Origin of the sequence: Pelistega suis (assembly GCF_013133795.1) — a bacterium.
Lineage (GTDB): Bacteria > Pseudomonadota > Gammaproteobacteria > Burkholderiales > Burkholderiaceae_B > Taylorella > Taylorella suis.
In genome coordinates this window covers 99,404-113,029 of sequence record NZ_JABGBN010000002.1, presented here as the reverse complement: position 1 = coordinate 113,029, position 13,626 = coordinate 99,404, and the positions used below count along the sequence as shown (strand labels likewise).

At 42.3% G+C, this 13,626-nt stretch carries 11 protein-coding genes; all 11 read right to left on the bottom strand.

Annotated elements, in window-relative coordinates:
• Nucleotides 1–2 precede the first annotated feature (2 nt).
• Entirely contained in the window at nucleotides 3–1,346 is a 1,344-nt protein-coding gene (locus HKX39_RS03825; RefSeq protein ID WP_171679994.1) for a Na(+)-translocating NADH-quinone reductase subunit A, read from the bottom strand.
• 243 nt (nucleotides 1,347–1,589) lie between these two features.
• Nucleotides 1,590–2,123 (bottom strand): inorganic diphosphatase, encoded by a 534-nt coding sequence (gene ppa, locus HKX39_RS03820; RefSeq protein ID WP_171679993.1) that lies wholly within the window; start codon nucleotides 2,121–2,123, stop codon nucleotides 1,590–1,592.
• Between the two features lie 71 nt (nucleotides 2,124–2,194).
• A complete protein-coding gene (locus HKX39_RS03815; RefSeq protein ID WP_171679992.1) occupies nucleotides 2,195–3,577 on the bottom strand; it encodes a heme biosynthesis protein HemY in 1,383 nt (460 codons plus the stop codon).
• Between the two features lie 14 nt (nucleotides 3,578–3,591).
• Complete coding sequence (locus HKX39_RS03810) at nucleotides 3,592–5,400, bottom strand: uroporphyrinogen-III C-methyltransferase (protein WP_171679991.1); 1,809 nt, start codon at nucleotides 5,398–5,400, stop codon at nucleotides 3,592–3,594.
• A 49-nt stretch (nucleotides 5,401–5,449) separates the two neighbouring features.
• On the bottom strand, nucleotides 5,450–6,310 hold the full coding sequence (locus HKX39_RS03805) for a uroporphyrinogen-III synthase (protein WP_171679990.1): 861 nt from the start codon (nucleotides 6,308–6,310) through the stop codon (nucleotides 5,450–5,452).
• Nucleotides 6,311–6,340: 30 nt separating this feature from the next.
• Complete coding sequence (gene hemC / locus HKX39_RS03800; RefSeq protein ID WP_171680272.1) at nucleotides 6,341–7,276, bottom strand: hydroxymethylbilane synthase; 936 nt, start codon at nucleotides 7,274–7,276, stop codon at nucleotides 6,341–6,343.
• A gap of 263 nt (nucleotides 7,277–7,539) precedes the next feature.
• Nucleotides 7,540–8,361, bottom strand: a complete 822-nt coding sequence (locus tag HKX39_RS03795; RefSeq protein WP_171679989.1) for a TerC family protein — start codon at nucleotides 8,359–8,361, stop codon at nucleotides 7,540–7,542.
• 137 nt (nucleotides 8,362–8,498) lie between these two features.
• Nucleotides 8,499–9,380, bottom strand: a complete 882-nt coding sequence (gene sucD, locus HKX39_RS03790) for a succinate--CoA ligase subunit alpha (RefSeq protein WP_171679988.1) — start codon at nucleotides 9,378–9,380, stop codon at nucleotides 8,499–8,501.
• An 11-nt stretch (nucleotides 9,381–9,391) separates the two neighbouring features.
• On the bottom strand, nucleotides 9,392–10,555 hold the full coding sequence (sucC, locus tag HKX39_RS03785; RefSeq protein ID WP_171679987.1) for an ADP-forming succinate--CoA ligase subunit beta: 1,164 nt from the start codon (nucleotides 10,553–10,555) through the stop codon (nucleotides 9,392–9,394).
• Between the two features lie 111 nt (nucleotides 10,556–10,666).
• Nucleotides 10,667–11,206: a DUF2889 domain-containing protein gene (locus tag HKX39_RS03780; protein WP_171679986.1), complete on the bottom strand. Its 540-nt coding sequence runs from the start codon at nucleotides 11,204–11,206 to the stop codon at nucleotides 10,667–10,669.
• A gap of 905 nt (nucleotides 11,207–12,111) precedes the next feature.
• A complete protein-coding gene (gene rlmD, locus HKX39_RS03775; RefSeq protein ID WP_171679985.1) occupies nucleotides 12,112–13,473 on the bottom strand; it encodes a 23S rRNA (uracil(1939)-C(5))-methyltransferase RlmD in 1,362 nt (453 codons plus the stop codon).
• Between the last annotated feature and the right edge of the window lie 153 nt (nucleotides 13,474–13,626).

Here is a 13,626-nt window from a genome sequence, read left to right as displayed (position 1 = left end):
TATCAACCTTCCTTCTCAATCTTATCGAGTACATTGCGCAATAACGAAGCATACTCATATTTCCCCGGACAGACAAAGCTACACAGTGCCAAGTCTTCTTCGTCTAACTCAAGACAGCCTAAGGCTTGTGCGCTATCTGTATCACCGACAATTAAATCACGCAATAACAACGTCGGCAAAATATCCAACGGCATCACACGCTCATATGTGCCAATCGGCACCATTGCGCGCTCACTACCATGCATCGCTGAAGTAAACTTAAACAGCTTATTCTTGAGGAAATGGCCTAAGGTTGTACGTGTAATCGTGTATTTATCTGTACTTGGCACCACCCAACCAAAAAGCTCTTTATGACGCCCCTCTTCAATGACTGATACTTGTAAATGGTAACGCCCTAAGTAATCATGCGCCCCTTTAGCTGTCACACCATTAAGAACAGAACCAGAAATCACGCGATTATCTGCTGTCTCTACTTCACCTGAGACCAACTCAGAAATCTTTGCACCTAATTGTGTACGAACTAAGCGAGGCTTTTTCACCTGAGGACCCGCCAAAGAAATCACTCGTGAATTATCCAACTCGCCCGTCGTAAATAAACGGCCAATCGCCATGACATCTTGATAATTAATTGTCCAAACCGTTTTCTTAGCACCAACTGGCTCAATAAAATGAATATGCGTACCCGCTAAACCTGCTGGATGAACACCCGCAAATTCATGTACTTCGATGTTTTTTAAGCTAACTGTAGGAACTGACGCACCGGCTGCTTTACAAAGATGAACTTTTTTCTCTGTTAAACGGCTGATAACGATTAGGCCATTGATAAAGTCCTCACTACGCTCCGCAATAATCACCGTGGGATCTGCCGCTAATGGATTGGTATCCATCGCATTGACAAAAATCGCGGCGGGTTGCGCATCTACAGCAGGCACTTTACTAAATGGACGTGTACGGAATGCTGTCCATAGCCCCGACGTCACAAGATTGCGACGAATATCCTCGCCACCCAACGCAGCTAAAACATCAGCCGCATAGTGTTCAAATTTAACTTGATCATTGCCCTCAAGCGCAATCACCACAGACTGTAAGACACGTTTTTCACCACGATGAATCGCTGTTACTTTACCTGCTGCAGGCGCTGTATAGACGACTCCCGGATTTTTCTTATCCTCAAAAAGGACTTGCCCTTTTTTGACGATATCGCCCTCTTGAACTCTCATCGAAGGACGCATACCTACGTATTCTTCACCGAGCAACGCAACTTCAGTAATGGCTTGACCCTGCTGAATCACTTGCTCTGGTTTACCTGCAATAGGTAAATCTAAACCTTTTTTAATTCTAATCATCGCTTTGGCTACTGTAATTAGATTGATAAACATAGAAAAAGATGACTTTTTCTTGACATAAGCCCTCTATTTTACCTTAATTGACACTTATCCACACGAAAAGTTACAGATTTAAAGCAAATCCACACCTAGGGAAAACCCTAGTATTCATTTATAAATAGATGAAAAAACCCACCTAATGACAGCTCATTAAGTGGGTCTCCTATTAGCACAGCATTACAATATGTAATGTAGACTAGCTAATTAAGCACCTTTATTGTAACGCTCTGCACTTGAAGCAATCTCTGCTTTAGCGGCATCAGGACCTGCCCAACCCGTTACTTTAACCCATTTACCTTTTTCTAGGTCTTTGTAATGCTCAAAGAAGTGTTGAATTTGTTTTAATTCTACTTCTGGTAAATCTTCTACTGTTTTGATGTTGCTATATACAGGATAAAGTTTATCAACAGGTACCGCTAATAATTTAGCGTCTTGACCAGCTTCGTCTTCCATTTGTAAAACACCTAGCGCACGGCATTTAATGACAGAACCCACCGCAACTGGGAATGGTGTCTTGACTAAAACATCTACTGGGTCACCGTCTAACGATAAGGTTTGAGGAATATAACCATAATTACATGGATAGTGCATCGCTGTTAGCATAAAGCGATCCACAAATACAGCCCCTGTTTCCTTATCTACTTCGTATTTTACAGGGTCTGAATTCATTGGAATTTCGATAACAACATTAAATTCTTCTGGTAATTTAGAACCTGCTGGAACATTCGCTAAACTCATTTTTCTACCTTTTTAAAAGAGATTAAAAACTAATTAAATTTTTATAACCAATAAATTATTCAATACGCCCTTTACTTTTGAAGTGTAGGTGGTGCAGAATCAAATAAGTAATCATCGGAGTTGCTCTCAATAATACCACGTCCTGTCTCGACTTTGTTAGCCAAGAAACGGTCTTCTAGCTTATCAAGATTCTTCACATCGGGTGGTGTTGTTGGGTCATTACTTGTATCTGCTGCGACTAATACACCAGCCACTTCTGTCGCTGATATAGCCACCGCACTACTTGAAGCCAAACGCCAATGACGAATCGCCTCTTGTTGACGGCCTTGACGATCATTTAAAATACCCAATAAAGCATGGGCTTTTGAGGTTTCGTAAATAGATAAACTCTTATTTAAATAACGTTCTGCTTGTCCCCACAGTTTGTCCATCAAGCATAGCTGACCAAGTGTCACAAGCAATTCTGGATTATTTTCATCAACCGCTAACCAACGTTGTGCTTGACTAATACGAGCACTTACCTCAGAAGATGGACATTTTACATATTGCGCCAACAAACGAGAGTCAATCTTTTGATTTAAGGCAATTTCTAATGCCTCACCAGCGTTACGAAAGTCCTCTAACTGTTCAAAACGAGCCGCCATCGTGAGTGCGATAGAAGGGACGGCTTTTTCATCACGGCTGAGTTTATCGTAAAAATCTTTAGCTTCCTCAAAAGAAGCATTAGCGACATAGATAGCGCCATAATGGTCTAATAACGATCGTAATTCTTCCTCTGTGAGCAGATTCTTGCGAACCAATTGGCGCGCTGTATCCACCATTTTAAGGGTCATTCCTGTCTGACGATAAGCACGCAATAAGAGGCCTTGTGCATGTGTATTTTTGGCATCGACCTTAATCGCAAACTCAAGATGATCTAGAGCTTCAAATCCTTTACCCTGCTCTAATAAAAGTTCTGCCTGAACTAAAGCAACCGCTGATTCAAAGCGAGGATTAGTTTTGGCTTTCTGTCGTGCTTCTGCCAATAAGCTATCACGACGATCAAAGTGTGATAAGTCGTGAGCTGCACGCGCTGCTGCCATACTTGCTAAGATTTTACGTTTAAAATTATCCGTCTTATCCACTAGGCTCAATAGGTCTTTCTCCGCCTTATCGCTACGTCCTTCTAGCAGTTCAATCCAACCACGCTCAAGTAACGTCACCTCTTTTTCTGCATGACGTTTTTCTGACCAATTAGAAAATGTCTTAGGTAACTCAATAACTCGTACAATTAAACGTACAAGGATATAAGCAATGCCAAACAGAACAATCAAAAATAATAAGGCAGTAAGCAAGGATACTGTGCGACGTTCATCGCCCGTAATCAGCATAACCACATCGTTATTATCCTTTAAGAAGAACACCGCAAGGATTGCCAAGCCAAATAAAATCGCTAATTTAATAATTGCTCGCATATGATTTTCCTTTTTTAGTTCTCAATTCGTAATTGACGAGCAAACTGCTCTAATGCTTGTTGTGTGTTTGATAAGGCTGGTAATGATGACTGTACAGACGTATTCATCAATTGGCGTGCCAATGCAACCGCTTGTTGGGTCTTCTCAATATTGAGGTTATAGTAGGTCATCAACTGTTGTTCAACCTTTTGCATAGCAGCTTTCCATACTGGCTCTTGGCGTTTTAATAAGGCCTCTTGAGCAATACTTAATTGTCTTAATGTCTCCGCTCGTTGTGCTTGAATATCACTAATCGACATCATCGCAACGGCTGGATTAGACAGTTTTTCGACCTTCACTAAACCACCTAAATCTGAACGAATCGCCTCATACGCTTGAGCTGGTAAGCGCTCAACATGATTAATCGCTTGATCCAACCAAGAACCACCCGTATTTGACGTGGTATCTGTTACTGTATTAGCCGTAGTCGCTACGGTATCATTGCCACTTTCGGCACTTACAAACGGGGCTGATTTTACCAACTCAGCCAACTCATTACTGGCAGCAAATAATTTATCTAAATTAATATCGCCAGCATTATTTAATGCCTCAATATCACTATCTACTGCTTGACGAACACCATTCCAAACCTCATCCGTTTGTAAAGCGAGTTGATTTTTTAAAATACCCAGTGCTTTTACAGCATTCTCTTTATTTACGCGTACAGTGCGCTCAAAATCTGCTGCTTGATATAAGCCACTTAATTCATTTAAGACATGGCGCAACGATTGTTGCTTTTGCTCTTTCGCTTGCTGTTCGGCTGCAACCGCTTGTGCTTCTTTAAGTTGTGCTACCAATTGCGCAATTTGCTGTTCTTGTGCGGCAAGACGAGCTTCTAAGGCCTGCGTTGCTGAATTTGATTCTGCTGACTCTGGCGATACACTATTGGTAGTGTTTTCAGTGATAGAACTTGCTACTACCGAAGAAGGATCTTGCTGAATAGTCTCTGAGGTCATGGCTTCAGATGGACTTTCTGGCGTTTTTTCTTCTGTGTCGCTCGTTTCAACTTTTTCTTCTGTCACCCCTGTTCCAATTAAATCATCCGCCAATGCTTTTGCGGTCTCTTCTGTTTTCTTGGCATTGTCTGAAAGCTCTTTGGCTAACGTATCTGCCACCGAAGAAGATTCTGCTGAGGTAGTTTCTGCTGAGGTAGTTTCTGCTGAATTTGTCTCAGCAGTCATCTCTGTTTTTTCATTCGTATCCGTCGTTGCCACCGTATTTTCTGCTGTATTTACTACACTCGTATCACTACTTTGGGGAGCTTCTGTGAGCGTACTCTCTGTCGTTGAAGACTCACCTAAACCAAATAGTTGATTTTGCTGAGCATAGTAATAAGCCCCTCCAGCCAAAGAGGCGACAATCACCCCTCCAAGAATCATCTTACCTACACCACCTCGAGAAGAATGTGCTGATACAGATTCCTCTGAAACGTTCGTGGTAGTCGATGCATCCTCTGAGGCTACCGTACTTGCTTCATGCTGAGAGACTTCTTCTACACGTTCACTCAACATCTCTTCAGAAGTATCTAGCGTGCTTTTGACTTCTGCTACCTCTACAACTTCTACTCCCTCTACTTGCTCAGGTGCTGGCGATGTATTTTCTATTTTTTTGGTTTCGATTTGTTCTAATTCTTGGGATTCATTTTTTTCATTCATCATTATTAACTCTTTTGGCTGTGTTTCTTCTTGCATTGATACCGATTTTGCCGAAACGTGCTTACCACTTTTATCAGCATGACGATTTGCAGAGCGTCTACCTGTTCGATATTTTGTTCTTTGCGTCATTTAAAATCCTCTCGGTTGTCTGAGGTCAATATAGACAATATACACAATTTTATCCCATATTGTGTATATGCTTAAGCATTGCCTCCTGAATTTGCTGATTTTCTGCTCCTACCATCGATATAGTTAAGTGCATTTTCTCGGTATTTTTGGAGAATAGTTTTTCAAATACATGTACTATTGTCTGCCCAATGCGTGGATGAATGACCCAAAATTGATGCCCAATCTTCTCGGCCCTTCCTTGTGATTGTTCATCACAGAATAAATGATTAAAAATACCCAGATTATATAAAGAAGGAATTAAGGCCTGAACACTTTCACTACTCGTAAAAAGCCATTGAAACGTCGTATTGGCATTTAAATAAGTAAAAAAGTGTTTTTGCTCTGCATTCAATATGACAGACTCTCGACGATAAATTGCATGGGTATACACCTCTATCCCTTGCGCTTGCAATTGCTCTTTAAACCAATCTCGACCAGTATCCGCCCGTATAATCAATAATTTTTTTAAAGCGAGGGGTTGTTCTGACAACGCCGCTAACAAGGCCTCTGAGTCATTACCTTGTTGTGCCACCACTATCCGAGACTGAGCAATACCTCTTTGCTCCAATTGTGATTGGCTCCCTGTTCCTACACATAAGAACAGCATATTCTCTGGGAGAATGAGTGACTGCTGCTCAACTAAGGTAAAAAATTGCTCGATGGCAATGGGACTCACACAAAAAACAGCATCAAACTGCGATAGGGATTGAAAATCATTCTGTGCAGCAATGGACAATTCCTGCCAAGCATAGGGTCGAATAGTTAATGCCGGCAGAGACACCACCTGAACATCTGATGAGAAATGCTCTTTCGCTATCGCCGACTGTAAAGAAAAAGCCAAGTCATCATTCTTGGCTTTTGGTCTTGTCAAAACAATCACATGCTGCATATGCAAAATGGTTTAGTTTTGTGCCAATGCCTGCTCAACCAAGGCTAATGCGCCTTTTTCTTTGAGCTGCTCTGCAACTTGCAAGCCTAGTTTCTCCGCTTGCGTTGCATCACCTGCTAATGAAGCACGTAAAATCGTTTTCCCATCCGTAGAAGCCACCAATGCGTCAATATGAAGTTGCCCTTCTTGTTGGGTAGCATGGGCAGCTAAAGGCACTTGACAAGAACCACCTAACGCTAAGGAAACCGCTCGCTCCGCCAGGGTACATTGCTGAGTAGGCGTATGTTGAAGCGCTTGCAATAAAGCATACATATCCGTACGTGCCTCCAGAATTTCAATCCCCAAAGCCCCTTGACCCGCTGCTGGTAAACTATCTTCAATAGAAATATAGTCACGAATACGCTCTGAAAGCTGCAGACGCTTTAGACCTGCCGCTGCTAAGATAATCGCCGCATACTGTCCCTCATCTAATTTACGCAAACGCGTATCTAGATTGCCGCGCAAGGGTTTGACCTCTAGATGAGGATAACGCTCACGAATCTGTGATTCACGACGTAAGCTTGATGTGCCGACCACAGCACCTGCTGGTAAATCCGCCAAACTGGCATAATCATTAGACACAAAAGCATCTCGAGGATCCTCGCGTTCCATCACGCACGCCAATTGGAAAGGGCTTTTTAAATCCACAGGAACATCTTTTAGTGAGTGCACAGCTAAATCCGCACGACCGTCAAGTAAAGCGGTCTCCAGCTCTTTTACAAATAAGCCCTTACCCCCTACTTTAGATAATGTTTTATCCAAAATCTGATCACCACGTGTTGTCATTTTCAACAATTCGACTCGTGTATTTGGATAAAGTGCAGAGAGTTTTGCTTGAACATGTTCTGCTTGCCATAAAGCAAGACGACTTTCTCGCGTCGCAATCACAAGTTTTTCAGGCATTTGTATAGTCATATGATTTCCTAAAAATACAATGTCGGATGATAAGCCCCAACACTCTTAAGCATGGAGATTATACACCCGACAACATCTTTATAACAGCATTGATATCCCTTCTTAAAAAGATGGCCTTATTTAAAAAGCCATCCTTTTTGAATTAGGTATAATCAAACGCCATTAGCGTAGATAATTCGCTGCAATGGTAATCACAACGCCAAGTATAAATACGATACTTAACCATTGTAATAATGAAAGATTAGATTTCTTACTCATTATTCAGCCGCCGCTTTCGCTTTCATGCGTTTAGCTAGTAGTAAACCAACACCTACAACAAAGATTGCGCCAATTGCACTAGCCGCTTTATCAACACGCCATTGTGCTGTTTCAACAGGAATATCACCTAAAATGCTCTTACCTAAATCTGACAGACCTGAGGCTACCCATTGCGTACCTTGTTGAACACCTTCAGCATCAAGGATAGGCATATCAGCACCTACATATAATTGTTTAAGAACAATAATGTCTGTGACTAACATATGACCAGCAATCCAACCCAGCAAAGCGGCACCAGCAACGATAACAAGCGGGAAACGGTCAATTAATTTAAGCACTAAGGTACTACCCCAAATAATGATAGGCACAGAGACCAATAGACCAAAAATCACATAACCCATTTGATGTGCGTGATCTGTTTGTTGAGCAGCACCTGCAATCGCAATCACATTATCCAAGCTCATCACAAAGTCAGCAATTAGAATTGTTTTTACGGCAGACCATACCGTCGTACCACCCTCAATATTGCCATGCTCGTCATGTTGTGGAAGTAATAATTTAATACCAATCCACAATAACAATACCGCACCCACAATCTTAACGAAAGGAATATTTAACAATTCCATCGCAAAGAAAATGAGCACAACACGCATTGCAATCGCACCAAATGTACCCCATAAGATACCTTGCATACGTTTAGATTTCTCTAGATTACGTGATGCCAATGCAATAATCACCGCATTATCACCACCTAGTAGGATGTCAATGATAACAATACTTGCTACCACACCCCAGTTAATCGTATCAAACCACTCTAACATTTGAATCCTTTGTTTGAGCCACTCATCACCATAATGAGTGATTTATGTTACTAAATTTTTCTAAACTATTAAGACAGAAAAACCGCCACTACATCAACAATAAAGTAATGGCGGTCTTTTCATTGAAATATTCTAAATTATAGAATTGACTTCAATAATTTACCCATTTCTGATGGATTGCGTGTTGTCTTAATGCCGCACGCTTCCATTACTTCTAGTTTAGCATCTGCTGTATCTGCACCACCAGAAATCAAGGCACCTGCGTGACCCATACGTTTTCCTGGAGGAGCTGTTACACCAGCGATGAAACCAACGATTGGTTTTTTCATATTATCTTTTGCCCATAACGCTGCATTAACCTCGTCTGGACCACCAATCTCACCAATCATGATAACAGCATCTGTATCTGGGTCATCATTGAACATTTTTAATACGTCAATGTGTTTTAGACCGTTGATTGGGTCACCACCGATACCAACGGCTGATGATTGACCTAAACCTAACTCTGTTAATTGAGCTACAGCTTCGTATGTCAATGTACCAGAACGAGATACCACGCCGATACGACCTTTACGGTGAATATGACCAGGCATAATACCAATTTTGATTTCGTCAGGCGTAATTAAACCCGGGCAGTTTGGACCTAATAGCAATGTTTTGCTGTTAAGTTCGCGCATACGGTTACGCACTTCTAACATATCACGGACAGGGATACCTTCTGTAATACAAATCGCTAAATCTAATTCAGCTTCAACAGCCTCTAAAATCGCTGCTGCTGCACCTGCTGGTGGAACATAGATAACAGAAACTGTTGCACCAGTCTGCTCTTTAGCTTCTTTAACTGTACCGTAAATAGGTACACCCTCAAAATCCTCACCAGCACGTTTCGGGTTAACACCAGCAACGAAACATTCTTTGCCGTTAGCGTATTCACGGCACATACGAGTGTGGAATTGACCTGTTTTACCAGTGATACCTTGAGTAATCACTTTAGTGTCTTTGTTAATAAGAATAGACATTGCTTAATTCCTTATTTCTTTGCAGCTTCAACAACTTTAGTTGCTGCTTCAGCCATCGTATCTGCACTGATGATAGGTAGACCAGATTCAGCCAACATTTTCTTACCGAGTTCTTCGTTAGTACCTTTCATACGAACAACTAATGGTACGTTTAAGTTAACTGCACGGCACGCTGTAATTACACCTTCTGCAATTACGTCACAACGCATAATACCACCGAAGATATTCACTAAAATAGCTTTAACATCATCGTTCTTTAACATGATTTTAAATGCTTCAGTCACTTTTTCTGCTGTCGCACCACCACCAACGTCAAGGAAGTTAGCTGGCTCACCGCCGAACAACTTAATCGTGTCCATCGTTGCCATTGCTAAACCAGCACCGTTTACTAAGCAACCGATATTACCGTCTAACTGAATGTATGCTAAGTCAAATTTACTTGCTTCTACCTCAGCTGGGTCTTCTTCGTCTAAGTCACGGTAAGCCACAATTTCTGGGTGACGGAATAATGCGTTAGAGTCAAAGTTGAACTTCGCGTCTAATGCACGGATATCGCCATCGCCAGTTAAAATCAATGGGTTAATTTCTGCTAAAGAAGCATCTGTATCCCAGTAAGCTTTATATAGTTTTTGGAACTCACCCGCTGCTTTTGCAACAGAACCCTCTGGTACGCCAATACCACGAGCTAATTGCTCTGCTTCTGCCGCTGTTAAACCTGTTGCAGGATCTACAAAGACTTTTAGGATTTTTTCTGGGGTGTGCTCTGCCACTTCCTCAATATCCATACCACCTTCGCTAGATGCCATAACGCAAACACGTTGTGTACCACGGTCTGTTACGATACCTACGTAGTATTCTTTCTTAATATCAGCGCCCTCTTCGATCAACAAGCGATTAACTTTTTGACCCTCTGGACCTGTCTGATGGGTCACTAATTGCATACCCAAGATTTGTGAAGATAGTTCACGAACTTCTTCGATAGAACGTGCTAGTTTAACACCGCCGCCTTTACCGCGACCACCAGCATGAATTTGAGCTTTAACTACCCATACTGGGCCGCCTAATTGCTCGGCTGCTTTAACTGCCTCTTCTACTGAAAAAGCTGGAATGCCACGAGGTACATTCACGCCAAATCCTTTCAGAAGCTCTTTGCCTTGATACTCATGAATCTTCATAGATAACCTATAAGAAGTGAATAAAAATCCTATAACGTAGGACAATCTCTAAAAAATCGTTGCTGCGATTAAATTACCTTAATCAACAGTCAGCTATTGTAGCATAAATTTTTAATCGGCTTTATACCATTCTGGATAAAACTCTTGAACGGCAGGAGAATCTAATCTCAAGGCGTGGCAACCCTCTAACTGAAAAGGTCGCCTACCTAAATCAGCATTTCGTTTATTTCGACGCTTAGCAAGGCTTTGAACAAAAACCGTCGGTAATAAAGCTACCAACTCTGACATATGGGTACAGCCCTCTGTTTTGGCAAATTTTTCTTTTACTTTTTGACGAAAGCCTCTTAATAAATGTAGTCCAATCAGTTGTCGATAAGCCTCTTGAATGCTAAAGCAGACTTCATTATAAGGTGCAGCAATATAAGAAGCCTTAGCATCTTCAATTAATCCGTCTTCTGTCACCGTCAGACAGATTTTCATGTCATGAATAGCATCACCGGGATTCACTACGGTACCGTTTTTCTTGGTAAAGGCGTAGGCTTTTACATCCAATAAAGTCGCTTCAAGATCCCATTTATCGTCCTCACGCAAAAAGGTTTGCATCTCAATGCGGCGGGTATGAATAGGGGTTCTCGCAGGTATACTACTCATTGTTCTATGACTCCTGTTCTCTATTGATAAGCTTATTGTAATGCTAACATAAGTACTTACTATGCATACGCCAATCTGTCTGCAGTTTTTTGTCAGTCGTTCGTCATTAAATGCTCATTGGCAATTGCAATGTGGACATATCATACCGTACCTATTGCAACAAAAGGTTCGCTACACGTTTTCGCGCAGTCGCTCGAACAGAGCCTCACTTCGTTCGCCTAACTCGCTTTGTGCATCGAAACGTCTCCGCAAACCTTTAAGTGCTTGAATTAACATCTTAGTGCTAATAAGTAGCTATGCTCTCCGGCAGACTGGCTTGGATGGTAGTGCTCGTATGGGAAGACCACACGGAGAGACATTCACTCGTAGCGACATTGGAAACGGCGAAGCACTTTCCGGAGCAAGAGTGAACTGTCTGTAGTGTGGTCTAATCAATACACAAGTTCTGTAGTGAGGACGATATAGAGCGAACTGTTTATATCAGGCAGTACCTATTGCAACAAAAGGTTCGCTGCACGTTTTCGCGCAGTCGCTCGAACAGAGCCTCGCTATCGCTCGCCTAACTCGCTTTGTGCATCGAAACGTCTCCGCCAACCTTTAAGTGCTTGAGTAGACATTGCCGTGCTTACGTGCGGCAGTCCTCACGAAGAGAACTTGATGTACCGAGCAAGTTTGCAAACGGCGAGCGATAGCGACGCACTTTGCTGTCCGAGCGAATACACAATGTTCTGTAGTGAGGACGATATAGAGCGAACTGTTTATATCAGGCAGTACCTATTGCAACAAAAGGTTCGCTGCACGTTCCGCGCAGTCGCTCGAACAGAGCCTCGCTATCGCTCGCCTAACTCGCTTTGTGCATCGAAACGTCTCCGCAAACCCCTTATTGCTCAAATAAACATGCCGTGCTAGCTAACGCTATCGCCCTCTTCCTCCCATACTGGGATAGTATCACCGTCGTGCCACTCAAACACAGCAATAGACTCCACATGCGCCGTATGCGGGAACATATTCACCACCCCTGCGCTGATCAGACGATACCCCCCTTTTGTCACCAAGACACCAGCATCACGAGCTAAGGTCGCCGGATTACAGGACACATACACAATACGCTTAGGACGTTCTGCTGCGGTTAATTGTGCCAAGGCTTTTGCCACCGCAAACGCACCTTCTCGTGGAGGGTCAATCAGCATACGATTAAAATAACCTAAATCACGCAACCACTGTACATCAACTTCGAATAAATTCAATGTAGAAAAGCTCGTTTTACTCTCTAATTGATGTTCGGCTGCGGCAGCCAAGGCTCTATCTGTTAAAGCTGAACTTCCTTCAATACCCACTACCTCTTTTGCCTGTGTCGCCAAAGGCAAAGTGAAATTCCCTAATCCACAAAATAAATCCGCCACACGGTCTTCTGGCTGTACATCTAATAAACCCAACGCTTTTGCAATTAAGCTACGGTTAATAAAATAATTTACCTGAGTAAAATCACTCGGCTTATAGTGCATACGTAAACCAAACTGAGGCAAAGCATAAGCAAGTCGATTTTCATCAGCGGGATTGAGTGGTTTTAAGGTTTCTGGACCTTTGGCTTGTGTCCACCAGACAACATTATGTTGAGCCGCAAATTGTTCTAGCTTTTGAACATCCTCTGCTATCAGTGGCTCCATATGACGTAATGCCAAAACAATACACTCATCGCCTACGGCCACTTCAATCTGAGGTACAGCCTCTTTAATCGTTAGGCTAGCAATCAGCTCTCGCATCGGCACCAATAAGTTCGATACATTTTGAGGCAAAACCAAGCACTCGGTCATATCTACAACAAAATGTCCTTTTTTCTCACGAAAACCAATCAATACGCTATCTTTCTTTCGTACATAACGCACAGACAAACGAGCACGAAAGCGATATCCCCATGTAGGGCCATAAATCGGCGGTAATACGTGCGGAATTTTAAGCCCAGCAATGTGCTTAAAGTTATCTTCTAGTGTTCTTTGTTTGACCGCTACTTGGGCTGAGGGTTCAAGATGTTGCATCGCACAGCCACCACAAACACCATAATTAGGGCATTTAGGCTCTACTCGCATAAAGGAAGGTTTAATTACCCGTACTGTATGTGCATTTTCATAGGAAGGTTTTTTACGATAGATATTGGCTTCTACTACTTCACCGGGTAAAGCACCCTCAACAAAGATAGCTTTGCCATCACGGCGAGCAATACCACGTGCTTCGTTATCTAGTGATTCAATCGACAAAATCTCAGACATAAACCTTTCCTGATAGTAATTTTTTGAGAAGTGCTTATTTTAAAACAAAGTTATTGTCTCGTGGGTTTAAGCATGCAAAAAAAGAGGCCTCGGAAAAACCGAGGCCAAACAGGGAGAGGAAAGTTTCAATAAGGGATATAATTTAACAAGTTG